18 protein-coding genes are annotated in these 24,504 nt (G+C 65.2%); 9 read left to right on the top strand and 9 right to left on the bottom strand.

Annotated elements, in window-relative coordinates:
- Positions 1 to 19 precede the first annotated feature (19 nt).
- Complete coding sequence (gene gspE / locus V6657_RS16070; RefSeq protein ID WP_048933430.1) at positions 20 to 1,579, top strand: type II secretion system ATPase GspE; 1,560 nt, start codon at positions 20 to 22, stop codon at positions 1,577 to 1,579.
- A 33-nt stretch (positions 1,580 to 1,612) separates the two neighbouring features.
- The gene (gene gspF / locus V6657_RS16075) at positions 1,613 to 2,824 is read left to right on the top strand and encodes a type II secretion system inner membrane protein GspF (protein ID WP_048933431.1); all 1,212 of its coding nucleotides are present in this window, start codon (positions 1,613 to 1,615) and stop codon (positions 2,822 to 2,824) included.
- A gap of 601 nt (positions 2,825 to 3,425) precedes the next feature.
- Here the strand turns inward: gspF and V6657_RS16080 are convergent.
- Entirely contained in the window at positions 3,426 to 4,337 is a 912-nt protein-coding gene (locus V6657_RS16080; RefSeq protein WP_048933432.1) for a DMT family transporter, read from the bottom strand.
- Positions 4,334 to 5,014 (bottom strand): pyridoxamine 5'-phosphate oxidase family protein, encoded by a 681-nt coding sequence (locus V6657_RS16085; RefSeq protein ID WP_048933433.1) that lies wholly within the window; start codon positions 5,012 to 5,014, stop codon positions 4,334 to 4,336. Before V6657_RS16085 ends, V6657_RS16080 begins: the two co-directional genes overlap by 4 nt.
- Positions 5,015 to 5,107: 93 nt before the next feature.
- Here V6657_RS16085 and V6657_RS16090 point away from each other — a divergent pair, with 93 nt between their 5' ends.
- Complete coding sequence (locus V6657_RS16090) at positions 5,108 to 6,583, top strand: PLP-dependent aminotransferase family protein (protein ID WP_048933434.1); 1,476 nt, start codon at positions 5,108 to 5,110, stop codon at positions 6,581 to 6,583.
- 25 nt (positions 6,584 to 6,608) lie between these two features.
- Here V6657_RS16090 and V6657_RS16095 read toward each other — a convergent pair whose 3' ends face one another.
- Entirely contained in the window at positions 6,609 to 7,274 is a 666-nt protein-coding gene (locus V6657_RS16095; RefSeq protein WP_338754025.1) for an N-acetyltransferase, read from the bottom strand.
- A complete protein-coding gene (locus V6657_RS16100) occupies positions 7,271 to 8,137 on the bottom strand; it encodes a hypothetical protein (RefSeq protein ID WP_048933435.1) in 867 nt (288 codons plus the stop codon). Before V6657_RS16100 ends, V6657_RS16095 begins: the two co-directional genes overlap by 4 nt.
- A gap of 683 nt (positions 8,138 to 8,820) precedes the next feature.
- On the opposite strand from V6657_RS16100, the gene V6657_RS16105 reads away from it, so the two are divergent.
- The gene (locus tag V6657_RS16105) at positions 8,821 to 12,381 is read left to right on the top strand and encodes an indolepyruvate ferredoxin oxidoreductase family protein (RefSeq protein ID WP_048933436.1); all 3,561 of its coding nucleotides are present in this window, start codon (positions 8,821 to 8,823) and stop codon (positions 12,379 to 12,381) included.
- A gap of 69 nt (positions 12,382 to 12,450) precedes the next feature.
- On the opposite strand, the gene sbcB is transcribed toward V6657_RS16105, so the two are convergent.
- A complete protein-coding gene (sbcB, locus tag V6657_RS16110) occupies positions 12,451 to 13,890 on the bottom strand; it encodes an exodeoxyribonuclease I (protein WP_048933437.1) in 1,440 nt (479 codons plus the stop codon).
- A 137-nt stretch (positions 13,891 to 14,027) separates the two neighbouring features.
- Between sbcB and adhP the strand changes: the two genes are divergently transcribed.
- Positions 14,028 to 15,050 (top strand): alcohol dehydrogenase AdhP, encoded by a 1,023-nt coding sequence (gene adhP / locus V6657_RS16115; RefSeq protein ID WP_048933438.1) that lies wholly within the window; start codon positions 14,028 to 14,030, stop codon positions 15,048 to 15,050.
- 61 nt (positions 15,051 to 15,111) lie between these two features.
- A complete protein-coding gene (locus V6657_RS16120) occupies positions 15,112 to 16,107 on the top strand; it encodes a 2-hydroxyacid dehydrogenase (protein ID WP_048933439.1) in 996 nt (331 codons plus the stop codon).
- Here V6657_RS16120 and V6657_RS16125 read toward each other — a convergent pair.
- A complete protein-coding gene (locus tag V6657_RS16125; protein WP_048933440.1) occupies positions 16,104 to 16,727 on the bottom strand; it encodes an HD domain-containing protein in 624 nt (207 codons plus the stop codon). The genes V6657_RS16120 and V6657_RS16125 overlap by 4 nt on opposite strands.
- Before the next feature lie 209 nt (positions 16,728 to 16,936).
- Here V6657_RS16125 and V6657_RS16130 point away from each other — a divergent pair, with 209 nt between their 5' ends.
- The 3 genes from V6657_RS16130 (at position 16,937) to V6657_RS16140 (ending at position 19,982) form a co-directional block, all read left to right on the top strand.
- Complete coding sequence (locus V6657_RS16130; protein ID WP_048933441.1) at positions 16,937 to 17,635, top strand: Crp/Fnr family transcriptional regulator; 699 nt, start codon at positions 16,937 to 16,939, stop codon at positions 17,633 to 17,635.
- A 111-nt stretch (positions 17,636 to 17,746) separates the two neighbouring features.
- On the top strand, positions 17,747 to 18,973 hold the full coding sequence (locus V6657_RS16135) for an MFS transporter (RefSeq protein WP_048933442.1): 1,227 nt from the start codon (positions 17,747 to 17,749) through the stop codon (positions 18,971 to 18,973).
- Between the two features lie 154 nt (positions 18,974 to 19,127).
- The gene (locus tag V6657_RS16140; RefSeq protein ID WP_048933477.1) at positions 19,128 to 19,982 is read left to right on the top strand and encodes a ferritin-like domain-containing protein; all 855 of its coding nucleotides are present in this window, start codon (positions 19,128 to 19,130) and stop codon (positions 19,980 to 19,982) included.
- Between the two features lie 73 nt (positions 19,983 to 20,055).
- Here the strand turns inward: V6657_RS16140 and V6657_RS16145 are convergent, their stop codons facing one another.
- The 3 genes from V6657_RS16145 to V6657_RS16155 all read right to left on the bottom strand — a co-directional run bounded on the left by V6657_RS16145 (position 20,056) and on the right by V6657_RS16155 (position 24,391).
- Complete coding sequence (locus V6657_RS16145; RefSeq protein WP_048933478.1) at positions 20,056 to 21,135, bottom strand: porin; 1,080 nt, start codon at positions 21,133 to 21,135, stop codon at positions 20,056 to 20,058.
- Positions 21,136 to 21,639: 504 nt separating this feature from the next.
- Positions 21,640 to 22,224 carry a response regulator transcription factor gene (locus V6657_RS16150; protein WP_048933443.1) on the bottom strand — a complete coding sequence of 195 codons (585 nt, stop codon included), beginning with the start codon at positions 22,222 to 22,224 and terminating at the stop codon, positions 21,640 to 21,642.
- A 181-nt stretch (positions 22,225 to 22,405) separates the two neighbouring features.
- A complete protein-coding gene (locus V6657_RS16155; RefSeq protein WP_048933444.1) occupies positions 22,406 to 24,391 on the bottom strand; it encodes a methyl-accepting chemotaxis protein in 1,986 nt (661 codons plus the stop codon).
- Positions 24,392 to 24,504: the final 113 nt, after the last annotated feature.

The following is a 24,504-nucleotide window of genomic DNA, read 5'->3' on the forward strand; positions in this document are numbered from 1 at the left end:
GCGCCGAGGACAACACATCATGGCAACGACGCAAGCCCTGACCACCGACGTCCAGACGCTGGAGCCGCCTTCGCAATCGGCGGTGCGCCTGGTACCGTACGCGTTCGCGCGTGACGCCAAGTTGCTCGTCGCTCGGCAGGACGTCGACACGCTGGAAGTCTGGGTCTGCCCGGAAACCTCGCGCACCGCGCTGGCCGAGCTCGGCCGCGTGTTCGGCGCGCTGCACCTGGTCACGCTCGATACCGCTGCACTCTCCACCGCCACGCAAACGGCCTACAACGCCCAGGACGGCAGCGCCGCCCAGGTGGTCGGCGAGGTGGAAGGCGAAGTCGATCTGTCGCGCCTGATGCAGGACATTCCCGCCGTGGAAGACCTGCTCGAATCTGAAGACGACGCGCCGATCATCCGCATGATCAACGCGTTGCTCACGCAGGCCGCACGCGAGGGTGCCTCGGATATCCATATCGAGCCGTTCGAGAATTCGTCAGTGGTGCGCTTCCGTGTGGACGGCACGCTGCGCGACGTGGTGCGCCCGAAGAAGGCGCTGCACGGCGCGCTGATCTCGCGCATCAAGATCATGGCGCAGCTCGACATCGCCGAGAAACGCCTGCCGCAGGATGGCCGCATCACGCTGCGTGTGGGCGGTCGCCCGGTGGACGTGCGCGTGAGCACCCTGCCCACTGGCCACGGCGAGCGTGCGGTGCTGCGTCTGCTCGACAAGGAAGCTGGCCGGCTGGATCTCGGCAAGCTGGGCATGGGCGCCGGCACGCTGGCGCGCTTCGATCACCTGATCAATCAGCCGCACGGCATCGTGCTCGTCACCGGCCCCACCGGTTCGGGCAAGACGACCACGCTGTATGCGGCGCTGTCGCGGCTCGACGCGGCGTCCACCAACATCATGACGGTGGAAGACCCGATCGAATACGACCTCGACGGCATCGGCCAGACACAGGTCAACCCGAAGATCGACATGACCTTCGCCAAGGCCCTGCGCGCCATCCTGCGCCAGGACCCGGACGTGGTGATGATCGGGGAAATCCGCGACCTGGAAACTGCGCAGATTGCCGTGCAGGCCTCGCTGACGGGCCACTTGGTGCTGGCGACGCTGCACACGAACGATTCGGCTTCCGCCGTGACGCGGCTGATCGACATGGGGATCGAACCGTTCCTGCTGTCGTCGTCATTGCTGGGGGTGCTGGCGCAGCGGCTGGTACGCCGCCTGTGCGTGCAGTGCCGCCGTGAAGAAGTGCTGGAACTCACGCCCGCTGAATTGGAAGCCGTGGCCGGAACGCCGGTTGCGGACGGTGTGGCGCCTGCCGCTCCCACGCACAAGTCGGTATGGCACCACGTTGGTTGCGAGCGCTGCGGCAACTCGGGCTACCAGGGCCGGACCGGTGTGTACGAACTGCTGACCGTCACGCCCGAGATCCAGACCATGATCCACCGCCAGGCCGCCGAATCCGAGATCAAGGCCTTCGCCATCGGCCAGGGCCTGCAGACCATGCGCGCCGATGCGCAGCGCTTGATCGACACGGGCGCCACGTCGCTGGAAGAAGTGTTGCGCGTGACGCGTGACTGAGCCGCGACCCAGACGCGATTGAACGAATAGCGCATGCCAGCCTTCCGCTACGAAGCCGCCGACGCCGCCGGCAAGACCGACAAGGGCGTCATCGAAGCCGACAGCGCACGCCAGGCGCGCACTGTACTGCGCGCACGCGGGCTGACGCCGCTGGTGGTCGACGCGCTTGGCGCGCAGGCCACCAAGCGCGGTGGTTCGAGCTTCGGTAAACGGCTCTCCGCGCAGGAGAACGCGCTGGTCACGCGCCAGCTCGCTAGTCTGCTGGTAGCCGGTCTGCCGCTGGACGAGGCACTGGCCGCGCTGGCCGATCAGGCTGAACGCGCCTACGTTGGCGAACTGCTTGCCGCCATCCGCGCGGAAGTGGTGGGCGGCAGCTCGCTGTCGGTGGCGCTGGCGCAGCATCCGAAGGATTTTCCGGACATCTACCGCGCACTCGTTTCGGCGGGCGAACACTCGGGCAACCTGGGCCTCGTGCTCACGCGGCTGGCCGACTACATCGAGAGCCGCAACGCGCTCACCTCGAAGATCAAGCTGGCGTTCACCTATCCGGCCATCGTCACGGTGGTGGCGTTTGCCATCGTGATCTTCCTGCTGTCGTACGTGGTGCCGCAGGTGGTGAGCGTATTTGCCAACACCAAGCAGAAGCTGCCGACGCTCACGATCATCATGCTGTGGCTCTCGGATTTCGTGCGGAACTGGGGGTGGCTGGCGGCGATCGTGCTGGTGGTGCTCGGCCTGCTGATTCGCAATCTGCTCAAGCAACCGGCGCTGCGGTTATCGTGGCACAAGTGGCTGCTGACAGCGCCGCTATTCGGCAAGCTCGTGCGGGGCTACAACACGGCGCGGTTTGCCAGCACGTTGGCGATTTTGACCAGTGCGGGTGTGCCGATTCTGCGGGGGCTGCAGGCCGCCGGTGAGACGTTGAACAACGTGGCGTTGAAGACCAACGTAGAAGACGCGTCTACTCGCGTGCGGGAAGGGACGTCGCTGGCGCGGGCGTTAGCGGCGCAGAATCAGTTTCCGCCTGTGCTGGTGCACTTGATTCGCTCCGGCGAGGCCACGGGGAATTTGCCTGCGATGTTGGAGCGGGCTGCGCAGGGTGAAGCGCAGGAACTGGAGCGACGCACTCTGTTCCTGACTGGGCTGCTGGAGCCTGCGCTGATTTTGACGATGGGTGTGGTGGTGCTGCTGATCGTCTTGGCTGTGTTGATGCCGATTATTGAGATCAATCAGCTGGTGCATTGAATTTTTGCTCGTGGTGCGCCTTGTTTCATCCCCTGCCGGGGCTGACTCACTTTCTTTGTCTTGCCAAAGAAAGTAAGCAAAGAAAGGCGCGCCCGAGATGGCGAAAGACTCCTTGAATTTATGTCGCAGGGAGGGGAAGGGAAAAACTCGCTTCGCTCAGACAGTTTCCCTTCCTTTTTCCTCCCTGCAACAGAAATTCAAGGCGCCATCTAGGGCAGGGGTAAAGCACACCGTCGATTGCCAGTGCTCCACTCCGTCTTGTGTTCCCAACTACGCGCTGCCAACTGCTAGCCTCGCGTTCCGCACCACGCACCAACCAAGTCCTGACGCTCGCCTTCGTTCCCCATCGGTTTGGCCTTTGACGTTCCTGCCCTTGATGGCGCCTTGAATTTTCGTAAGCGGGCGGAAAAAAGACGGGAAACTGTTTGAGCGAAGCGAGTTTTTCCCGTCTCCGCCCGGTTACGAAAATTCAAGGAAGGGGTCGCCATCTCGGGCGCGCCTTTCTTTTGCTTACTTTTCTTTGGCAAGACAAAGAAAAGTGAGTCGTGCCCGGCAGGGTACGAAACAGGGATGCACCACCACGGCCAATACAAAACCAAACCTAAGACCGCTTCCCCAAAGCCCCCACCAATATCCCCCCCAGAATCAACCCCATCGCCCCCAACAGCGCACCACTGACCGCCTCCCCAAGCGCAGTAGCAGAACAAACAATCCCAAACACCGGCACCCCCAACAACCCCAGCGACGTCGTCGTAGCCGGCAACTCCCGATTGACCGTAGTCACCGCCCAATACGCCAGCGCAATCCCAAACACACCGCCGTAAAGCAGCAACCCGATCAGCGAAGGCTGCCAATCAATCGACGGCACACCATCCTGCAAAAGCGCCAGCGGCACCAACAGCACAGTCGCCAGCAAGGCCTGCCAGAACACCAACTCAAACGGCGGCGTCACCCACTTGTGCGAGCGGACGTACAGAATGCTCACCGCCCAGCAGAGCGCCGCCAGCATCACCAAGCCATTACCGAACACGGCACGTCCCGCATGCCAATCAAACGTCAGCGGATTGAAGATCAGCAGCAACCCCAACAGCCCCAGCCCGACACCGAACAGGCGCCGACTAGTCAGCGGCTCACCGAGCAGCAGCCATGCACCCGGCACCACCCACAGCGGCGTGGTGTACGCCAGCACCACCGAGCGCCCCGCCGGCACGAACTGCAGCCCAAGACTGACCAGCGCAGAAAACGCCGTCATATGCAGCACGCCAACACTCAGGATGACCGGGATATCGCCGCGCTTCGGGATCACCAACCGCCCACGCAGCAGACAGATGACCAGCAGCGCAAACGTGCCGACAGCAGACCGCAACGCCACCACCCAGATCGGCGGCAGATAGGCGAGCATGGCCTTGCCAACCGGCCAGTTGATCCCCCAGGCCAGCGCGACCACGCCGAGCAGCAACCAGGCGGAGCGAGCCGAGCGTCCGACCGTTGCGGTGCCGGCAGCGGTAGTCATGGCGTCACTTCCTCGGCGGGAACACGGGCGGTGACTTTCCACTCGCGCACATAGTCCGGTGTACCGGCCGGTGCGCCATCCGCCACCGGCGCGAGCGGCAGCAACGCCATGGGCAGCACACCGGCCCACACGGGCAACGCGAGGTCTTCTTCATCGTCCTTCGGGCCGCCCGTGCGGATCTTGCACGCGGCTTCGTCCAGCGGAATGCGCAGCACGGTGGTGGCCGCCAATTCCTTGGCATTGCCAGGACGCGCCTCTTTCGAGCGCCCGGGGGCCAGGGTCTCCATAAAGGCGTCGAGTGTGGCGGGCTTCTGCGCATCGGGCACAACCTCAAACGCGCCGTAGATAACAGCGGATCGATAGTTCATCGAGTGGTTGAACGCCGAGCGCGCCAGCACCAGCCCGTCGATATGCGTGACCGTCACGCACACCTGTGCACCGCTGGCCGCCAGCTTGAGCATGCGGCTGCCGTTGGAGCCATGCACGTAAAGGTGATCGCCTTCGCGCCAGCACGCGGTAGGGATGCAGTGCACGCCGTGCTCGTCGGCAAAGGCGATGTGGCAGACATAGGCCTCGTCGAGGATGGCATGCAGCGTGGCGGCATCGTAGTGGCCGCGGCGGGCGACACGGTTCACGCGCGTGCGATCGGTGGGCGGGGTGGCAGAGGTCGTCGTCATGGCAGGGCTCCGGAAAGATCATCAATCCGTCGACGATAGAAAAACCGTGGCACCATGCGTAGACCCACAGAAACGCAGAACCTTGGAGCCAGGATGGACTACGGCGTCTTGCTGTCGAACTACGAAAGGACCGCCGCACGCGGCAAAGCCGAGGGCGGAGCACGGCCATCGCAGCAGCATCGGCTGTACGCGTGCCTGCGCACGGCCATCCTGAGCGGGCAGATTGAGGAAGGCACGCGGTTGGCTTCATCGCGCTCATTGGCCGAAGAGCTGGGCATGGCACGCAACTCGGTGCTGTATGCATACGAACAGCTGGCAGCGGAGGGCTTTGTGCTCAGCCGCCGACAAGGCACGGTGGTCGCACGCGTGGGCCTGCAGCAGGCCCCGACACAAGCACCGGAAGCGCCACCTGCGTTGTCGCGCCGCGTTGCCGGGCTGGAGCGCCCGAGCGGTGAGATGAGCGATCTGCTGCCCTTCCTGCCGGGCACACCCGCGCTGGATGAGTTTCCGCTCGCGCAATGGCGGCGTTGCATGGAGCGGGCATGGCGCCGCGTCGGGCCGGCACAGATGGGCTACGGCCAGGTGGAGGGCAACGTGGCGCTGCGTCAGGCCGTGGCGGAATATCTGCGTGTCTCGCGCGGCGTGCGCTGCGAGGCGGCGCAGGTGTTCATCACCGATGGCACGCAGAACAGCCTGGACCTGTGCGCCCGCGCGCTGGCCGATGCCGGCGACATCGCCTGGATCGAGAACCCCGGCTACTACGGTGCGCGTGCCTCCATGCAGGCGGCGGACCTGCGGCTGGTGCCGATCGGCATCGATGCCGATGGCCTCGCCCCGCGCCCGGAAGACTGGCGCGACACGCCGCCCAAGCTGATCTACATCACGCCGTCGCACCAGTACCCGCTGGGCTCGGTGATGAGCCTGGAGCGGCGGCTGGCGCTGATCCAGCACGCACGTGCCGTGGGCGCGTGGATCATCGAAGACGACTACGACAGCGAGTTCCGCCATAGCGGTGCACCGCTGTCTGCCGTACAGGGCCTGACCGCCGATGCACCCGTGGTCTACCTGGGCACCTTCAGCAAGATGCTGTTTCCGGCGCTGCGTCTCGGCTACATGGTCGTGCCGCCGGCACTGGCCAAAGTGCTGCGCCCGACCGCCGGCGCGCTGATGCTGCGCGGGCGCGTGGCCGATCAGTTGGCGCTGGCTGAGTTCATTGAGGCGGGGCACTTCACACGACACCTGCGGCGCATGCGGCGCCTGTACGGCGAACGTCGCGATGCATTGCAGGCGGCGCTTGAGCGGCACCTGCACGGTGTGGTGACCGTCTCGGGCGGCGCCGGTGGCATGCACCTGTCGACGCGGCTCGATGCGCCGGTGCGCGACGTGGATGTGAGCGTTGCCGCCCGCGCACAGGGCATGGTGCTGCGGCCGCTGTCGCGCTTCTGCCTGCCGGGCACGCTGACCGCGCAATACAACGGCCTGGTGCTCGGCTACGGCAATGTACCGGCCGAAGCGATGGACGGGCTGGTCTTGCAGATGCAGCGCGTGATTGAGGCGGTCGCCGCATAGGATCTGTTGCGCATCGGGCACGCAGTCAGACGACCATCCTTGTGGCAGCGGCGAGTTTGTCCAGGCTCCAGCCCGCGCCCAGCAGCACGCGCCGCGTGTGCAGGGCCTCCAGCACGACATCGTCCACTTGGTCACCCAGGTAGCGCATGCGCTTGTCGCGCACCTCCACATACCCCGATGGGTAGTGTCTGGCGAGCGACTGGTACACCCCATGCACCCCCACGGACTGACGCGCGCCGCTCATCAGACACATCCCACCGTCAAGCGCGCGCCGGAAGACGGTCGAGGCCAACCCGCGCCGCTGGTACGCCAGCGCGTACTTCGAATGCGGCGCACGCAGATAGCGATCCGCGCGCTTGTCCAGCTCAATCAAGCGATTGAAGACCGTGTAGCCCGCCAGGCGCCGCGCCGCAACGTCTTCGACATAGACATAGGTTTCGCCGTCGGCCTCGCGCGTGTGAATGCGGAAGCCCGGCAAGGTGTCGTCGTCCAACGTCATGCCATGCAGCGGCGTGCCGGGCGTTTGCATGCGTTCATACAGCGCGTCGAGTTCGCGCTCGATGTCTTCGTTGTTGAAGTCGACGTCGGTGCGCAGGCCGAGCGGCGCCAGCCGCCGACACAACGATTGCACCATGGATGCCAACGTCGGCAAGACCGGTGGCGGCATGGGCAGGGTCAGCACGGTACTCATGCAGCCTCCGCCCAATAGCCGCTGATAAGCCGCGACGGTTGCTGAGCCGCGCGAATGCAGGCACTGGCAGGCCAGTCGTCCATGCGTACGTTCAGGCCCGCGTGGATGCCATAGCCTGGCCCGGCAACGATCACGCCACCGGCCTCAACGCCATCGCCCGCGCGGATGGCGCCGCCGGCTTCGATATCGCCCCAGGCCTTGATGCCCCAGCCGGCCTCCAGGTGTGTATGCGCGCGTAAGTCGGCGCCCGCGAGAATGCCGTTCGCGCTGACGATGCCGCCCTCGCTGCTCACCTCCCCGCCAGCGCGCAAGCCCTTGCCCACACGCACGTTGCCGCGTACGGCCAGCGCCTCGCCGATCAGCAGGTCGTCCGCGACGTCGATATCAGCATCGCAATGCAAGTCACGGTGCACACGCACCACGCCGCCACAGTGCAGCGCACCGGCAGCCGTCACGCTCCAGCCGACACGGAGGTCACCGCCCACATGCACAGTGCCGTCGCAGTAGAGGCCAGCCTTGGCTTCGAGATCGCCGCCCGTGGTGATGGACTCGCCCGCGCGCACACCACCGCCCGCACGGATGGCCTGCCCCGCGCGCAACACACCGTCGACGTGGATGCCGCCGCGCACGATGATCGTGCCGGCAAAGATGAGCGCATCGGCCTCGATGTCGTCGGCGTCGAGCACGGCATCGGTCGGGCCAAAGTTGTCGAGCAACCAGATGGCATCGGTGATGCGACCTTCGCGCACGAGGCTGTCGAGCAGGTGTTGGTAATCGGTGCCGTTGTGGCGGTCGCGGATGTACCAGCGGTAGCCCGCTGCACAAGGCTGCTTGGCCTTGATGAAGTTCTGTGTGAGTTCCATGGCAGTTCCTGCGCCCGGCACCCCGGCGATCAACGATCAGCCGGCAAATGGCGGACGAACCGGTGCCGACAGGTGTGGTGTCGAACCAGCGTTAAAGACGGGGAGAAAGCGGAAGTGGCCGTACGGGGCAAAGGCGCCAGATGGGCGGCGCCCCGCACGGCTTACGAAAGCCGGGCGAGCAGGAAGTGCCGGAGGGCAGCGTGCGCGGGCGGGAGGTCATGCGCCGCCCCACAACGCACGCGCGTGCAGGCCACCGGCAGTGCTTGCCGGCGCTGAGCGCGAGTGGGTTGGGTGCGGGACATGGTCTGGAATGGGGTTTTCAGGACGTAACTGCGCAGGATGGCGGCGGTGGTAGGGAAAGTCCAGAGACAAGGTGACGCACGCTCTACTTCTTGACTGAAGTTTGCCGATTCGCGTCGCACGCTGCGGCTTCGTCGCGCCACTTTGCATGCAGTGCAACATCCGCGCCGCCGGTCCAGCCAATACGCCACATCTGTGCCGAAAGCGCCGCAACCTCGGGAAAACCCCGCCCCATTCTTGCTGCGTTGCACGGTGTTGGGAATGTCACGCGGTGCTACGATGCCGCGATCCACAGCTGTCTGCCAGCTTCCACAAGAAGCGGCGCAGGCGGCACCAAAAGAGACCTGCTGCTGGTGATCCCGGCACACCCACACGGAGCACGCATGAATGCCCCTCTGAACGACGCGCTACGCCGCGCGCTCGAAACCGTTTCCCTGGACGACAAATACACGCTCGAGCGTGGTCGCATCTACATCAGCGGCACGCAGGCACTGGTGCGTCTGCCGATGCTGCAGCAGGAGCGCGACCGCGCCGCTGGGCTCAATACGGCAGGCTTCATTTCCGGCTACCGCGGCTCGCCGCTGGGCGCGCTGGACCAGGCCTTGTGGAAGGCCAAGAAGCACTTGGCCGGGCACAACATCGTCTTCCAGGCGGGGCTCAATGAAGACCTGGCCGCCACGGCGGTCTGGGGCTCGCAGCAGGTGAATCTGTATCCGAACGCCAAGTTCAGTGGCGTGTTCGGCATGTGGTACGGCAAGGGTCCGGGTGTGGACCGCACGATCGACGTGTTCAAGCATGCCAACTCGGCCGGCTCGTCGGCGCATGGCGGGGTGCTGGTACTGGCCGGTGACGACCATGCCTGCAAATCCTCGACGCTGGCGCACCAGTCGGAGCACGTCTTCAAGGCGGCCGGCATTCCGGTGCTGTATCCGTCCAACGTGCAGGAGTACCTCGACTACGGCCTGCACGGCTGGGCGATGAGCCGCTACTCCGGCCTGTGGGTATCGATGAAGTGCGTGACGGACGTGGTGGAATCGTCGGCTTCGGTCGATGTCGACCCGCACCGCGCCGAGATCATCCTGCCGGAAGATTTCATCATGCCGCAGGGTGGCCTGAACATCCGCTGGCCTGATCCGCCGCTGGTGCAGGAAGCGCGTCTGCTCGATTACAAGTGGTACGCCGGTCTGTCTTACGTGCGTGCCAACAAGCTCGACCGCGTGGTGATGGATTCGCCGCAGGCGCGCTTCGGCATCATGACCGCCGGCAAGGCGTACCTGGACGTGCGCCAGGCGCTGGTCGACCTCGGGCTGGATGAGGAAACCTGCCGCCGCATCGGCATCCGCCTGTACAAGGTCGGTTGCGTGTGGCCACTCGAAGCGCACGGCGCGCGCGCGTTTGCCGAAGGGCTGCAAGAGATCCTGGTGGTGGAAGAGAAGCGCCAGATCCTCGAATACCAACTCAAGGAAGAGCTGTACAACTACCGCGACGACGTGCGCCCGCGCGTGTACGGCAAGTTCGACGAGCGCGACAACGCCGGCGGCGAATGGTCGGTGCCGATGGCCAACTGGCTGCTGCCGGCGCACTACGAGTTGTCGCCCGCGCTGATCGCCCGCGCCATCGCCACGCGGCTGGAGAAGTTCGAGCTGCCGTCGGACGTGCGCGCACGCATTGCCTCGCGCATCGCCATCATCGACGCCAAAGAGAAGGCCCTCGCAAAGCCGCGCATCACTGCGGAACGCAAGCCGTGGTTCTGCTCGGGCTGCCCGCACAACACGTCGACCAACGTGCCGGAAGGCTCGCGCGCGCTGGCCGGCATCGGCTGCCACTACATGACCGTGTGGATGGACCGCCGCACCGACACCTTCAGCCAGATGGGCGGCGAAGGCGTGGCGTGGATCGGCCAGATGCCGTTCTCGGGCGACCAGCACGTGTTCGCCAACCTGGGCGACGGCACGTACTACCACTCGGGCCTGCTGGCGATTCGCGCCTCCATCGCGGCCAAGGTGAACATCACCTACAAGATCCTCTACAACGATGCGGTGGCCATGACCGGCGGCCAACCGGTGGATGGCCCGCTGTCGGTGCCGCAGATTGCCGCGCAGGTGCATGCCGAAGGCACGTCGCGCATCGTGATCGTCACGGACGAGCCGGAGAAGTACAACGCGGCGATCAAGCTGCCCGAAGGCGTGACCGTGCATCACCGCGATCGCCTGGATGCGATTCAGCGCGAGCTGCGCGAGGTGCAAGGCACCAGCGTGCTGATCTACGACCAGACCTGCGCGACGGAAAAACGCCGCCGCCGCAAGCGCGGCACGATGGTCGACCCGGCACGCCGCGCGTTCATCAACGACGCCGTGTGCGAAGGCTGCGGCGATTGCTCGGTCAAGTCGAATTGCTTATCCGTCGAGCCGCTGGAAACGGAGCTGGGTACCAAGCGCAAGATCAACCAGTCGTCGTGCAACAAGGATTTCTCGTGCGTGAACGGCTTCTGCCCGAGCTTTGTGACGGCCGAAGGCGCGCAGGTGCGCAAGCCGGAATCGCGTGGCATCGGCATGGACAGCCTGCCGCTGCTGCCGCACCCTGAACTCCCTGCCATCCAGCGCGCCTACGGCGTACTGGTGACCGGCGTGGGCGGCACGGGCGTGGTGACCATCGGCGGCCTGCTCGGCATGGCTGCGCACATCGAAGGCAAGGGTGTGACTGTGCTGGACATGGCGGGCCTGGCGCAGAAGGGCGGCGCGGTGCTCTCGCATGTGCAGATCGGCGAGCGTCCGGACAGCATCCACGCCACGCGCATCGCCATGGGCGAGGCAGACCTAGTGATCGGCTGCGATGCGATCGTCTCGGCGTCGGATGAAGTGCTGTCGAAGGTGCAGCACGGCCAGACGCGCGCCATCATCAACAGCACGGCCTCCCCCACCGCCGACTTCATCAAGAACCCGAACTGGCGCTTCCCGGGCAGCTCGGCCGAGGCGGACATCCGCGCAGCCGTGGGCGATGCCTGCGCGTTTGAAGACGCCAACACGCTGGCCGTGCGCCTGCTGGGCGACGCGATCTTCACCAACCCGCTGGTGCTGGGCTTTGCGTGGCAGAAGGGCTGGATTCCGCTGACGTACGACGCGCTCATCCGCGCGATCGAACTCAATGGCGTGGCGGTCGAGAAGAACAAGACCGCATTCGAATGGGGCCGCCACCTCGCGCAAGATCGCGATGCCGTGCTCAAGCTGGCCGATGGCGCGCCGCGTGCCAAGGCGGATGTCATCGCCCTGCCCTCGCTGGACACGCTGATCGCCCGTCGTGTTGATCTGCTGACCGCGTACCAGAACGCTGCGTACGCTGCCGAGTTCCGCTCGGTGGTCGAGCGTGTGCGTGCTGCGGAAACGGCGGTGGTTGGTGCCGGCCAAACGCTGGCACTGACCGAAGCCGTGGTGCGCAATCTGTCGAAGCTGATGGCGTACAAGGACGAATACGAAGTCGCCCGCCTGTACACCGATCCGGCCTTCCTCGACAAACTGCGCGCCCAGTTCGAAGGCGAGCCCGGCCGCGACTACCAGCTCAACTTCTGGCTCGCGCCGCCCATGACGGCCAAGCGCGACGAGAAGGGTCATCTGGTGAAGCAGCGCTTCGGCCCGAACACGATGCGCATCTTCAAGGTGCTGGCCAAGCTCAAGGGCCTGCGCGGCACGGCGTTCGATGTGTTCGGCAAGACCGAAGAGCGTCGCACCGAGCGCGCGCTGATCGGCGAATACCGTGCGCTGGTCGATGAACTGGTGAAGGGTCTGAACGCGCAGAAGCTGGCGCAGGCGGTGGAGCTGGCGCGCCTGCCGGAAGACATCCGCGGCTTCGGCCATGTGAAGGAGGCCAACCTGGCTGCCACACGCATCCGCTGGAACAAGCTGCTGGCGCAGTTGCGTGATCCGGCGGCGGCGCAACGCGCGGCTTGATCCGGTTCGGCATCGCCATAAAAAAACGGAGGCTTCGGCCTCCGTTTTTCTTTGAGCGTGTTCAGCGCGTCAGCCTGGCACGATCTGCTGTGCGTAGTCGTACAGGTCTTGCAGGATGTTCTGCGCACGCGCATCGCCACTTTCAGCGGCTTCGGCCCCCAACTGCTGGAGCCGCTCGCCAAAGGCCTCGAAGGTCAGATAGCCGCCGCTGCCCTCGAACAAACGCTCGGCACGCAAGTGCTCCCACTGCTCGTATTCCTCTTCGGAGAGCGTGTCGGGGAAGTTGCGTGCGCGGTAGTGGAACAGCAGCTCGGGCAGACGCGCATCGGCGAAGTCCGGGTGCAGTTGCGCGAGCTGTTCGCCGGACAGCGTACGCAGTTCGTTGAGCGTGCGGCGGTCGTCATTGCTGACGAAGCCGCCGTAGAGGTTCTGGTCGACGTCTTCAATCGGCTCCAGCTCGCGGGCGTAGACCTGGCGCCAGGTTTCGCGCATGTCCGGCGCGCCCTGGGCAATGGCGGCATGGCGTTCGATCGTTGCGAAGTCGATGCCCCAGCGTTCGGCCTGCGCGGGCTGCAGCGTCTTCATGTTGCTGATGACGATGGGCGACTTGTTGATGTGAATCGACTTGATGGGCAGGCGCGTGGTGCCTTCGGCCAGATCCGCCGTCCGCGTGAACATGCGCTCGCGGATCGTGGCGACATCCATGTGGAACAGTTCGGACGGGTCAAACGCCAAGTCCCACACGATCAGTTCGTTCTTGTTGGTCGGGTGCCAGCCGAGCGGCCACACCACGGCCATGCAGCCGCGTTCCACGCTGTACATACCGGAGATATGCAGCAGCGGGCGCGATGCGTCACCAATCTCCGCAAGCACGCGGTCCTTCTTGCGCAGCGCCAGGCAGAAATCGAACAGGCGCGGCTGTGCGTTGCGGATCAGGCGCGCCAGCGCAATGGTTGCGCGCACGTCGGACACCGCATCGTGCGCGGATTCATGCACCAGGCCGTTGGCTTGCGAGAGGTGCTCCAGCTTGAAGCTCGGCTTGCCGTCTTCGTGCTTCGGCCACTGGATGCCTTCGGGGCGCAGCGCCCAGGTGGTGCGCACCACGTCGAGCAAATCCCACCGCCCGCAGTCGTTCTGCCACTCGCGCGCATAGGGGTCGATCAGGTTGCGCCAGAACAGGTGGCGGGTGACCTCGTCATCAAAGCGGATCGTGTTGTAGCCGACGCCGATGGTGCCGGGCGTACCCAGTTCGCGCTCGATGGCCTGGGCGAAGCGGTACTCCGGAATGCCCTGCTTGGCGCACTGCTGCGGCGTGATGCCGGTGATCAGGCAGGACACCGGGTCCGGCAGCCAGTCGTTGGAGGGCTGGCAGAACAATTCGACCGGCTCGCCGATCTCATTGAGTTCGGCATCGGTGCGGATGCCCGCGAACTGCGCCGGGCGGTCGCGGCGCGGCACGGCGCCAAAGGTTTCGTAGTCGTGCCAGAGGAAGGTTGGGGTGACGGGCAAGGGGGTTGCTCGCAGGAAAAGGCTGAAGATGCCGGCATGCTAACAGCCTTGCAGGCCTACCCGGCGGTTGACTCACATCAACCCACACGGGGCGGGCGTCGACCAGACTGATACCTCCCCCAACCTGGAGATGCCCCATGGCCCAAACCATGAAAGCCGCGGTTGTCCACGCGTTTGGTGAACCGCTGCGCATTGAGGAAGTGCCGATCCCAACACCCGGGCGCGGACAGATTCTCGTCAAGATCGCCGCCTCGGGCGTCTGCCATACCGATCTGCACGCCGCCGATGGCGACTGGCCCGTCAAACCGCGCCTGCCGTTCATCCCCGGGCATGAGGGCGTTGGCTTCGTGGCGGCGGTGGGCGAAGGCGTGACGGCCGTGAAGGAAGGCGACCGCGTGGGCGTGCCCTGGCTCTACACCGCCTGCGGCCACTGCGAGCACTGCCTCTCCGGCTGGGAGACCCTCTGTCACGAACAGCAGAACACCGGCTACTCCGTCAACGGCGGCTATGCCGAATATGTGCTGGCCGATCCGAACTATGTCGGCCATCTGCCCGCACAGGTGAGTTTTGAAGAGATCGCGCCCATCCTGTGCGCGGGTGTGACGGTCTACAAGGGCATCCGTATGACGGACACGCGGCCCGGCCAGTGGATTGCCATCTCCGGCATCGGCGGGCTGGGGCACGTGGCGGTGCAGTATGCGATTGCCATGGGCCTGCATGTGGTGGCGGTGGACGTTGCGCCCGACAAGCTGGCGCTGGCGCGCGAGCTGGGGGCCAAACTGGTCGTCGATGCCGCCCAGCAGGACCCGGCGGCCGTCATCCAGAAAGAGATCGGGGGCGTGCATGGCGTGCTGGTGACGGCGGTCTCGCGCAGCGCGTTCGCGCAGGCGCTGGGCATGGTGCGGCGTGGCGGCACGATCTCGCTCAACGGGCTGCCGCCGGGGGATTTTCCGCTGCCGATTTTCTCTACGGTGCTCAATGGCATTACGGTGCGCGGCTCCATCGTCGGCACGCGGCGTGACTTGCAGGAGTCTTTGCAGTTTGCCGCGGAGGGGTTGGTACGCGCGCACATCCACCGCGACAAGCTCGACAACATCAACCAGGTCTTCGCCGATCTGAAAGCCGGCAAGGTGGATGGCCGCATCGTGCTGACGCTCTGAGCGCAGTCACACCCGGCGGGGCGAGTAAGCTGTCGACATCACGTCCGTTCGCTCCGCCGCCATGCGCATCCTCTTCTTCAGCAGCCACCGTTACGACGAAGACAGCTTCCGCGCCGCCCAGGCGCGCGGCGGCCACGGCTTCGACCTGGTGTTCCAGCGCGCGCACCTCGACGCGCACACCGCGCCGCTCGCAGCCGGCTTTGAGGTGGTGTGCCCGTTCGTCAACGATTGTCTGAACGCCGATGTGCTGGCCGCGCTCGCCGCCGCCGGTACACGGCTGATCGCCCTGCGCTCGGCAGGCTTCAACCACGTCGATCTGGCCGCTGCGCAGCGCCTCGGGCTGACGGTGGTGCGCGTGCCGGCGTATTCACCGTACGCGGTGGCCGAGCATGCGGTCGGCATGATCCTCACGCTCAACCGGCGCCTGCACCGCGCCTGCAACCGCACGCGCGAGGGCGATTTTTCGCTGGATGGGCTGCTGGGCTTCGACCTGCACGGCAAGACAGTCGGCGTGGTCGGTACCGGGCAGATCGGGCAGGTGTTCGCGCGCATCATGGCGGGCTTCGGCTGCCGGGTGCTGGCGTTTGACCCGTTTCCGCAGGCTTCGCTGGTGGCACTGGGCGTGCGCTACGTACCGCTGCCCGAGTTGCTGGCTCAATCCGACATCGTCAGTCTGCACTGTCCGCTCAACGCCGATACGCACCACTTGATCGACGCCAGCGCGCTCGCGAACATGAAGACGGGCGCCATGCTCATCAACACCAGCCGCGGCGGCCTGGTCGATAGCCCAGCCCTGATCGACGCGCTCAAGACCGGCCAGCTCGGCCACCTGGGCCTGGACGTGTATGAGGAAGAAGCGGACCTCTTCTTCGAAGACCGCTCCGCCGACGTGCTGCAAGACGATGTGTTCGCGCGGCTGCTGACGTTTCCCAACGTCATCGTCACTGCGCACCAGGCATTCTTCACGCGCGAGGCGCTGGCAGGCATTGCCGACACCACACTCGCCAACGTGGCGGCGTGGGCGGCCGGTGCGCCCGTCAACGTCGTCAAGGCTTAGGCCGTCTCGGCTTTCGGCCGGGAGAGCTCGCTTTCGCCTTCCTTCACGTAGATGGAGTTGCGCGGCTTGGCCAGCACACGGCGCACCATCGGCTCGAAGAACGACAGCGGCAGGTTGTCGTAATCCGGCATGAAGGCGGCAGCGTCGTACTTGGCGCAGAACTCGGCGGTACGCTCGAACAGCGCGGGCTGGTTGCGGTATTGCTCGCGCAGGTTGCGGTCCAGGCCCAGGTGGTGGAAGAAGTAGTAGCCCTGGAAGATGCCGTGCTTCTCGACCATCCACAGGTTCTCCGGGCTGACGAACGGCTTGAGGATGGCCGCGGCGATGTCCGGGTGGTTGAAGCTGCCCAGCGTGTCACCAATGTCGTGCAGCAGCGCGCAGACCACGTATTCCTCGTCGCGGCCATCGCGGTGGGCCAGCGTGGCGGTCTGCAGCGAGTGCGCGAGGCGGTCGATCGGGAAGCCGCCGCAATCGCCGTCGAGCAGCTTCAGATGCGCGAGCACGCGGTCAGGCAGTGCGCGGGCGTAGGGCATGAACTCGGCCGAGATGGCGGCCCAGTCCTCGCGCGTGCCGTGCTCCATGTGGGAAAAGGTCGCGCGCGGGGCGGTGTCGTGCGTCATGGGGTGTCTCCTTCGTCGCCTGAACAGGTCTGGGGGGCCGCGTCATGGGTGCGCGGCTTGTTATGGATAACTGCGGTGGATAACCACTGTGGATAACTGCTGTGGATAACACTTGTGGATAACTCCAGGCCATTCTCTGCCCGGGTCTTGCACGCAGACTGTCAAGCATTTGACAATGGCTCGATCCCCGTTCGCTGCATCCTGCCGCCATGCCTGCCGAAGCATCCCACGCCGCCCCTGCTCCAACGCCAACGCCAGCGCAGCTCGCGCAGGGCTGGTTGCGTGACGCGCCGGCCGAACTGCTGGCAGAGATCGCGCCTGCCGCACGTCTGATCACCTACCCTGACGGCGAATGCATCCACCCCCACGGCGGCCCTGCGCAGGGCATGTTCCTGATCGTGCGCGGCCGCGTACGCATCAGCCGGACGACCGATGGCGGCAGCGAACTCGTCTACGGCGTGCTGCGCGTGGGCGAGTGGTTTGGGGAAATCGCCCTCATTGACGGCGGCGGCCGTACGCACAGCGCGCATGCCCAGGGGCCGACCACGCTCATCCTGCTGGGCAGTGCCGCGTTTGCGCGCGTGGTGGCGGCCTATCCGGCCGGCATGTGGGCGCTGATGCAGCAGCTCTGCCAGCGCATCCGCCTGATCTTCGACGAGTTCGAACACGCCAGCGAAATGCCCGCCGATGCGCGCCTCGCCCAGCGCCTGCTGCAGCTTGCGCGGGCGGGCGATGGCCGTACCGTGGCCGCCAGCAATGAAGAACTGGGCCGCATGCTGGCACGCTCGCGGCAGACCATCTCCAAGTACCTGCAGGCGTGGCAGCGCGCGGGGTGGATCCGCTGCCAATATCGGGCGGTGGAGATCGTCGATGCGACAGCGCTGCGTGTACTCGCCGGCAGCCACTAGGCTGAGCGCCCCCTTCGACCGGGGCACGCGCGCCCAGGCTCGCGCCGCTAGAATGACCCACACGCCGCGCGCAGGCTCACCCGTGGCCTGCCACCCACTGCCTCAGTCTCCATGACACCCATGCTCTCGCCGGCCTCACCGGAAGGCCAGCGCCTTGTGTTGCTGCTTGGCCTCGCGCAAACGGTCTCGTGGGGCACGCTCTACTTCACCTTCACCGTCTTTCTTGCGCCGATGCACGACACGCTCGGCTGGGCACGGCCGTTTCTGGCGGGCGGGTTCTCGCTGGGGCTGCTGGTGTGGGCACTGTGCTCGTTCTGGGTCGGGCGCGCGCTGGACCGCTGGCCCGCGCGGCGCGTGATGGGCCTGGGCACGGTGCTGGCCGCGGGCAGCCTGCTGGCGTGGTCGCTCGTCTCCGGTGAAACCGCCTTCCTCCTGCTCTGGCTGCCGCTAGGCATGGCGATGGCCACCACGCTCTACGACCCGGCATTCGTCGTGCTGCGCCAGGCGTTTGGCGATGCCTACCAGCGCCCCATCATCGGCCTCACGCTGATTGCGGGGTTCTCCAGCACGATCTGCATTCCGCTGGCGCAATGGGGCGTGGAGCACATCGGCTGGCGGCACACGCTGCAGCTGTTTGCGCTGGCGCATCTGCTGATCTGCTTGCCCATCCATGCGCGGCTGCGCGTGCGGCCGCCGGTACACGCGCCGGCAGAAGCGGCTGGTCCGACAGCGCCTGCGCAGCCTTCCGCGTGGCGCATGGCGCTGCGCATGCCGGTGTTCTGGGCAGTGGTGCTGGCGTTCGTGGCCGTCGCCCTGACCAACACGGTGCTCGGTGCGCACCTGATTCCGTTGCTTTCCGAGAAAGGGGAGCCGACCAGCCGCCAGTTGCTGATTGCGGCACTCATCGGCCCGGCCCAGGTGCTCGGCCGGCTGGCGATGATGCGGTTTCGCCTGGCGCACCCGGTACGCATCGCCCCGGCGACGTATGTGGCGATGGCGCTCGCGCTTGTGGTGCTGGCACTCTCCAGCGGCCCGCTGCTGATCGTCTTTGCGCTGGTCTACGGTGCGGCCAATGGCATCAACACCATGCTGCGTGCGATCGCCATGCCGGAGCTGGTTTCGCGCAGCCAGTACGCCACGCTCAATGGCCTGATGATGACGCCCGTGCTGCTGGCCCAGGCCAGTGCGCCGTGGTTGGGCGCACTGCTGTGGAAGGCCTCTGGCGGCTATGCGGCGGTCGAGTGGGCGATGGTTTCAGCGGCGCTTGTCGCGCTCGGCGCGTTCACCTACGGGTTGCGGCACGCCCAGGCCCGGCTGATGCGCAAAACACCCGAGTGACGCAATCGCCATAGCTCTGACGCCACTTTGTACGCAGAAGATTGCTTATAGGAACCTTTATTGACGCAAAAGTGTCTTGAAACATGAGACGTGATGTTTCATTCTCATGCTATGGCAGCCGACTTCTTGCGGCACCGCCAACGGAGGACGCGCCGTGTCACAGGTTCATCTGGAAACAGGATCCGCAAGCGAACAACTCCCGTGGACAGTCCACGAGATCGCCTACGGCAGCATCGACGTTGCACGCGTGCGCGAGAACCGCACGCTGTTCTATCTCGTGGTCAGCGCCTCGTTTGTCGAGAGCGGCTCCGATCTCTACGCAGGCAATCTCGCTCAGTACTACGCAGATCGCCCAGAAACCGCCCACTGGCTGATCGCCCACTGGGAGCGCGAAGAGCTGCAGCACGGCCGCGCCCTGCGCCGCTACGTTGAAACCGTCTGGCCCGAGTTTGACTGGGAACGCGGCTACGCCCGCTTTTTCGACGAGTACTCCCTCACCTGCTCGATCGACCAGTTCGAGCCGACGCAGGCACTGGAAATGGTGGCGCGCTGCGTGGTCGAGATGGGCACCGCCACGTTCTACCGCGCCATCGCCCAGGCCGCCACCGAGGCCAACGAGCCCGTGCTGCGCGACCTTGCCAGCCGCATCTCGGCAGACGAAGTCCGTCACTACAAGCACTTCCTGCGCTTCTTCAACGAGTGCAATGCCCGCGAAGGCGTCGGCCGCGCGCGCGTGCTCAAGGCGCTCGCCTCGCGCCTGCGCGAGATCAAGAACGAAGATTCGATGATCGCCCTGCGCAATGTGCTGCGCATCGAACGCGATCAGGAAGACGTGCCCGAGGCCGACGTGCGCGCACTCAACTCGCGCGTGAGCGCGCTGGTGCGCTCGCACCTGCCGATCGACATGGCAGCCAAGATGCTGCTCAAACCGCTGCGGTTGCGACCGGTGATCGAACGTTCGATCCGACCGCCGTTGGTGGCGCTGGTGCGGCGCGTGGTGCTGCACTGACCTTCGCGCATCGCGCAGACCAAAGAAAAACCCGGGCTAGCCCGGGTTTTTCATCTAGCCGACAGGGTATCGATTAGAACTTGTGGCGAATACCGACCATCGCGCCCATTTGATTGGAGCTGCTGGTCGTACCGTCCGGGTTCACAACCACAGCAGGCGTCGTGTCTTGTGCAACGCCAATCGGCAGCAGTGCATTGCTGCTGTTCTTTGCGTAGGCCAGGTTCAGGTACGCATCGGTACGCTTGGACAAGGCGTAGTCGGCACCCACCGAGAACAGCCACGGGTTGCCCACATCGGACTTGTGGTTCTGGTAGTACGCAGCGCCCGTCAGCGACAGCGCCGGCGTAGCTTGGTAGCCAGCACCCAGCCAGTAGAGGTTCGAACGCGTCTCGGCGGCAATCGGCAGACCCGTTACGTGGCCCCAACGGTAGCCTGCAAACAGCTTGGCCGGACCGAAGGCATACGTACCAGCGGCAGTCGCACGTTGCACCTTGATGTCAGCCGTCAGGGGTGAGTTACCGTTCGTTTGGTCATACACAGCACCCACCGAGAACGGGCCTGCTGCGTAGTTCAAGCCGGCACTCCACTCGCGACCGACCTTGCTGTTGCCAGCAATTTCTTGACCATCATTGCGGAACGAGTACAGCGCCGAAGCCGTGAGGCCGTTGAACGTGCCCACGTACTTCACAGCGTTGTCAGCACGGCCGCCCATGGCAGCGTCTTGCGACAGGATCGAGTAGCGCGAGGTCAGCGCCATCGGGTCATATTGCGTCGTGAAGTCGTACATCAGGTTCGTCTGACGACCCAGGGTCAATTGGCCCCACTGGCCTTGCAGACCAACGTACGCCTTACGGCCGAACAGACGGCTGTCGTTGCTCGTACCGCGGCTGATGTCGAAGCCGCTTTCCAGGTTGAAGATGCCCTTCAGGCCGCCGCCCAGGTCTTCAACGCCGCGCAGGCCCCACAGCGAACCCGTCATACCGTTGCCCGACTGCATGGACACGCGCGAGTTGCCGCCGCCGTTGGTACCGGGGACCTTATTGGCCCACTCGATGCCAGCATCGGCCACGCCGTACAGGGTCACGCTCGATTGCGCGGAGGCGCCTGCGGAAACCAGGGCTGCAGCAGCAGCCGCAAACAGCTTGATCTTCATATCGTTGTCCTTGAAAAACACTATCGCGGGGATTTGCGATTCAGCGATTATGTATTCCACTGACATTCATCCACCAATGCGCGGGATCACCCTGTGGCAAATACGACACCTCATCCGAATGCATAAAATTACGCATACAGATCAATGACTTACTTCACCAGTCCGCACCGCGTAAGCACGCCTTACAAGAATCGAATCCTCAATCCCACATCACATCATCCACGGATCAAAAAGAATAATCCAATGAATGACGAAAATTAAAGCATTGCATGCCACCGCTTTTCGATTATGATTCGCCAGAAGCTTGAATTACAGTTTCACAGCCTCATATCGACTTTAAAGACCGCTTGAAAAAGCGGTCTTTTTTTTTCGCCCATGCCGATGCCCCTGCGCGCAATGGCTGCGCGGGCGTCGTCGCATCGTGATGGGTGTCGAAGAGATTGGCCGGCAGTGCCGCGGCAAGACAGCGAATCTGCCAGCGCGACGTCGCCAGGACGCCGGTAATCAGGCCGCGAGCCCGATCTTCTTGGAGATGCGGTGCTTGAAGGTCGAGACCGTTTTCGGCGAGATGCCGAGGCGCTGGGCGATCTCCGTGTTCCCGTAGCCTTGCGTGAGCAGTTGATTCACGCGCAGCTCCCGTTTGGTCAGCGTTGCCATGCCCGCACCTTCCGCGGGGCCCATCGCTGCATGGGGAAACGACAGATACCCGCGTGCGGCCAGCAACAGGGCCGCCGACAGGACAGCGGTGGCTTCCGATTTCTCGACGTAGGCATTCGCGCCGGCGAGGAAGGCTAGCCGCGCGTTGTCGTCGGCGCTTTCCGACGAGATCGTCACGATGCCAATGTCCTGGCGTTGCGCGCGAACCCGCCGCACCAGTTCAAGGCCATCGAGGCTGGGCAGATTGATGTCGATGATCGCCAGCTTGGGGCGCGCCGAGCGGATCAGTTGCAGCCCCTCCGCCCCATCGGCTGCGGTGGCGACAAGCTGCAGATACGGTGACCCGGCAAGCAGCGCTTGAATGGACTCGAGAACGAGGGGGTGGTCGTCGATTGCGACCACCGAATGAAAGGCTTGACCTACGGCGGACATGGATTGGGGCGCACAAGCTCCGGGAGCATCCCGTCACGTTGCGTTGCAAATGGCTGACAGATTCTGTGGTGCGAGTGCGCGGGCAGGAAGCAAGTTCCTCCCCGTACAGGTTTGCCAGAGATTTGCAGCGCCCCAACTACCGACTGCAACGTTGCGTCAATCTTCTGCGACAGCGCCGCGATCACGCCAGCCGGAACACATCCACCGCGCCGCGCAGTTCCTGCGCCTGTTGACGCAGGCTTTCGGCGGCGGCGGCGGCCTCTTCCACCAGCGCGGCGTTCTGCTGCGTCACCTCGTCCATCGACGTCACGGCCTGGTTGACCTCTTCAATGCCCTGCGACTGCTCGCGCGAGGCATGGCTGATCTCGCCCATGAAGCCGGCGATGCGCTCCACACGCGTGACGATGTCCTGCATGGCGTCCCCCGCACCACGCGCGGCTTCGTTGCCGGCCTGCACCTCTTCCACCGAGCGGGTGATGAGCGCCTTGATCTCCTTGGCGGCGGCGGCGCTGCGCTGCGCAAGGCTTCGCACCTCGCCCGCCACCACGGCAAAGCCGCGGCCCTGCTCGCCTGCGCGGGCAGCTTCCACGGCGGCGTTCAGCGCCAGGATGTTGGTCTGGAAGGCGATGCCATCGATGATGCCCGTGATGTCGGCAATCTTCTGTGCGGTGGTGTGGATGCCCGACATCGTGTCGACCAGGCGCTCGACGGTCTGCCCACCGGCGTTGGCCGCCTGGCTGGCGGACTGCACCATGTCGTGCGCGTGCTGCGCGCTGTCGGCGTTCTGGCGCACGGTGGCGGCCAGTTCTTCGATGCTCGATGCGGTGCGCTCCAGACTGCCGGCCTGTGCCTCGGTGCGCGCGGAAAGGTCTGCATTGCCCGCGGCGATCTGGCCGGTGCTGGAGGCGATGGTGGACGCGCTGGCGCGCACCTTGTCGACGATGCCCGAGAGACCATCGCCGACACCGTTGATGGCGCGCATCAACTGGCCGATCTCGTCGCGGCGGGTGGCGGGCAAGCGGTGCGTCAGGTCACCGGCGGCCACGCGCTCGGCCACGGACACCACTTCGGCCAGCGGCATGCTGACTGCGCGGCGCAGCATCCACCACAGGCCGGCGGCCAGCAGTGCGCCCAGCGCCAGACCGAGCAGCAGGAACCGGTTGCGGGCAGCGATCAGATCGGCTTCCAGTTCGTCCACGTAGGCCGTGCCGGCAATCACCAGCTTCCAGTCCGGGTACTGCGAGAAAACGGTGAAGCGCTCGCGCGCGGCACCGCCTTCGGTGTCGGCCAGCGTGTGGCGCAGGATGCCGTCCTTCTGCTCGATCATCTCGCGCACCCAGGCCTGGCCGGCGGCGTCCTTGGCGTCGAGCAGGTTCTTGCCTTCGCGCGCCGTGTTGCGGTCGATCAGCACCTTGCCCTGGTCGGCACCGGGCTTGCCATCGATGACAAAGTAGCCGCCGGTCTTGCCGATGGTGTGCGCGCGGATCTTGTCCTTGAGCAGCGCCAGTTCGGTGCGCACGTCCACACCCACGTAGAGCGCGCCGATCACCTTGCCGGAAGCATCGCGCACCGGCTCGTATTTGCTCATGTAGGGCACGCCAAACAGCCACGCCAGGCCGCGGAATGGCTCGCCCGCCATCAGCGCCTTGTAGCTGGGGTGGGCGCGATCGAGCAGCGTGCCGATGGCGCGTTCGCCGTTTTCCTTCTTGAGCGAGGTCGTCACGCGTACGAAGTCGTCGCCGGTGCGGGCAAACACGGTGGCGATGGTGCCGCCGGTGCGGGCGAAGAACTTGTCCGGCACGGTGTAGTTGAGGTTCAGCACCGTGTCGCCGCTCTTGAAGGTGGGCGTGGGCTTGCCGGCCACTTCCACGGTCTGCGCCGGGTCCACGCTGTAGGGGCCGGGGGCGGCATCGGCAAAGGCGGTGAGGAAGCGGTCCGCCTCGGTACGCATGGCGCCGTCGAAGAGCGCAATCATGTCGCGCATGGCGGCCTCCTGGTCACGCATGGCCGACTGCGCGTTGGCTTCCAGCGTGCGCAGGCTCGAGTGCGAGTTCGCCAGCGCAAAGGCGCCGAACACCAGCACCAGGGCAATCAGGCCGATGACGGCCAGCCGCGTGCCGAGGCTGGTGGCGGGTTCAGGGGCGGAGTGGCGAGGGGGCGTTCGCATGCTTTTTCCTGGTGATCGACAGTCGGGGTTAACAACGGATCACCGGCGAAAAGCTTGAGCGCAAACGTTTAACACGTCGCCATTGTCCGGAAAGCCAGACAATATCCGACGCA

Source organism: Ralstonia sp. RRA (genome assembly GCF_037023145.1).
Lineage (GTDB): Bacteria > Pseudomonadota > Gammaproteobacteria > Burkholderiales > Burkholderiaceae > Ralstonia.

What these genes read in the sequence shown, in the direction of transcription:
- V6657_RS16135 (WP_048933442.1), top strand. Translation starts at nt 17,747, where the DNA reads ATGACACCCATGCTCTCGCCGGCCTCACCGGAAGGCCAGCGCCTTGTG.
- V6657_RS16155 (WP_048933444.1), bottom strand. Translation starts at nt 24,391, where the DNA reads ATGCGAACGCCCCCTCGCCACTCCGCCCCTGAACCCGCCACCAGCCTC.
- V6657_RS16145 (WP_048933478.1), bottom strand. Translation starts at nt 21,135, where the DNA reads ATGAAGATCAAGCTGTTTGCGGCTGCTGCTGCAGCCCTGGTTTCCGCA.
- V6657_RS16090 (WP_048933434.1), top strand. Translation starts at nt 5,108, where the DNA reads ATGGACTACGGCGTCTTGCTGTCGAACTACGAAAGGACCGCCGCACGC.
- V6657_RS16105 (WP_048933436.1), top strand. Translation starts at nt 8,821, where the DNA reads ATGAATGCCCCTCTGAACGACGCGCTACGCCGCGCGCTCGAAACCGTT.
- V6657_RS16100 (WP_048933435.1), bottom strand. Translation starts at nt 8,137, where the DNA reads ATGGAACTCACACAGAACTTCATCAAGGCCAAGCAGCCTTGTGCAGCG.
- V6657_RS16080 (WP_048933432.1), bottom strand. Translation starts at nt 4,337, where the DNA reads ATGACTACCGCTGCCGGCACCGCAACGGTCGGACGCTCGGCTCGCTCC.
- adhP (WP_048933438.1), top strand. Translation starts at nt 14,028, where the DNA reads ATGGCCCAAACCATGAAAGCCGCGGTTGTCCACGCGTTTGGTGAACCG.
- gspE (WP_048933430.1), top strand. Translation starts at nt 20, where the DNA reads ATGGCAACGACGCAAGCCCTGACCACCGACGTCCAGACGCTGGAGCCG.
- V6657_RS16150 (WP_048933443.1), bottom strand. Translation starts at nt 22,224, where the DNA reads ATGTCCGCCGTAGGTCAAGCCTTTCATTCGGTGGTCGCAATCGACGAC.
- gspF (WP_048933431.1), top strand. Translation starts at nt 1,613, where the DNA reads ATGCCAGCCTTCCGCTACGAAGCCGCCGACGCCGCCGGCAAGACCGAC.
- V6657_RS16095 (WP_338754025.1), bottom strand. Translation starts at nt 7,274, where the DNA reads ATGAGTACCGTGCTGACCCTGCCCATGCCGCCACCGGTCTTGCCGACG.
- V6657_RS16085 (WP_048933433.1), bottom strand. Translation starts at nt 5,014, where the DNA reads ATGACGACGACCTCTGCCACCCCGCCCACCGATCGCACGCGCGTGAAC.
- V6657_RS16125 (WP_048933440.1), bottom strand. Translation starts at nt 16,727, where the DNA reads ATGACGCACGACACCGCCCCGCGCGCGACCTTTTCCCACATGGAGCAC.
- V6657_RS16130 (WP_048933441.1), top strand. Translation starts at nt 16,937, where the DNA reads ATGCCTGCCGAAGCATCCCACGCCGCCCCTGCTCCAACGCCAACGCCA.
- V6657_RS16120 (WP_048933439.1), top strand. Translation starts at nt 15,112, where the DNA reads ATGCGCATCCTCTTCTTCAGCAGCCACCGTTACGACGAAGACAGCTTC.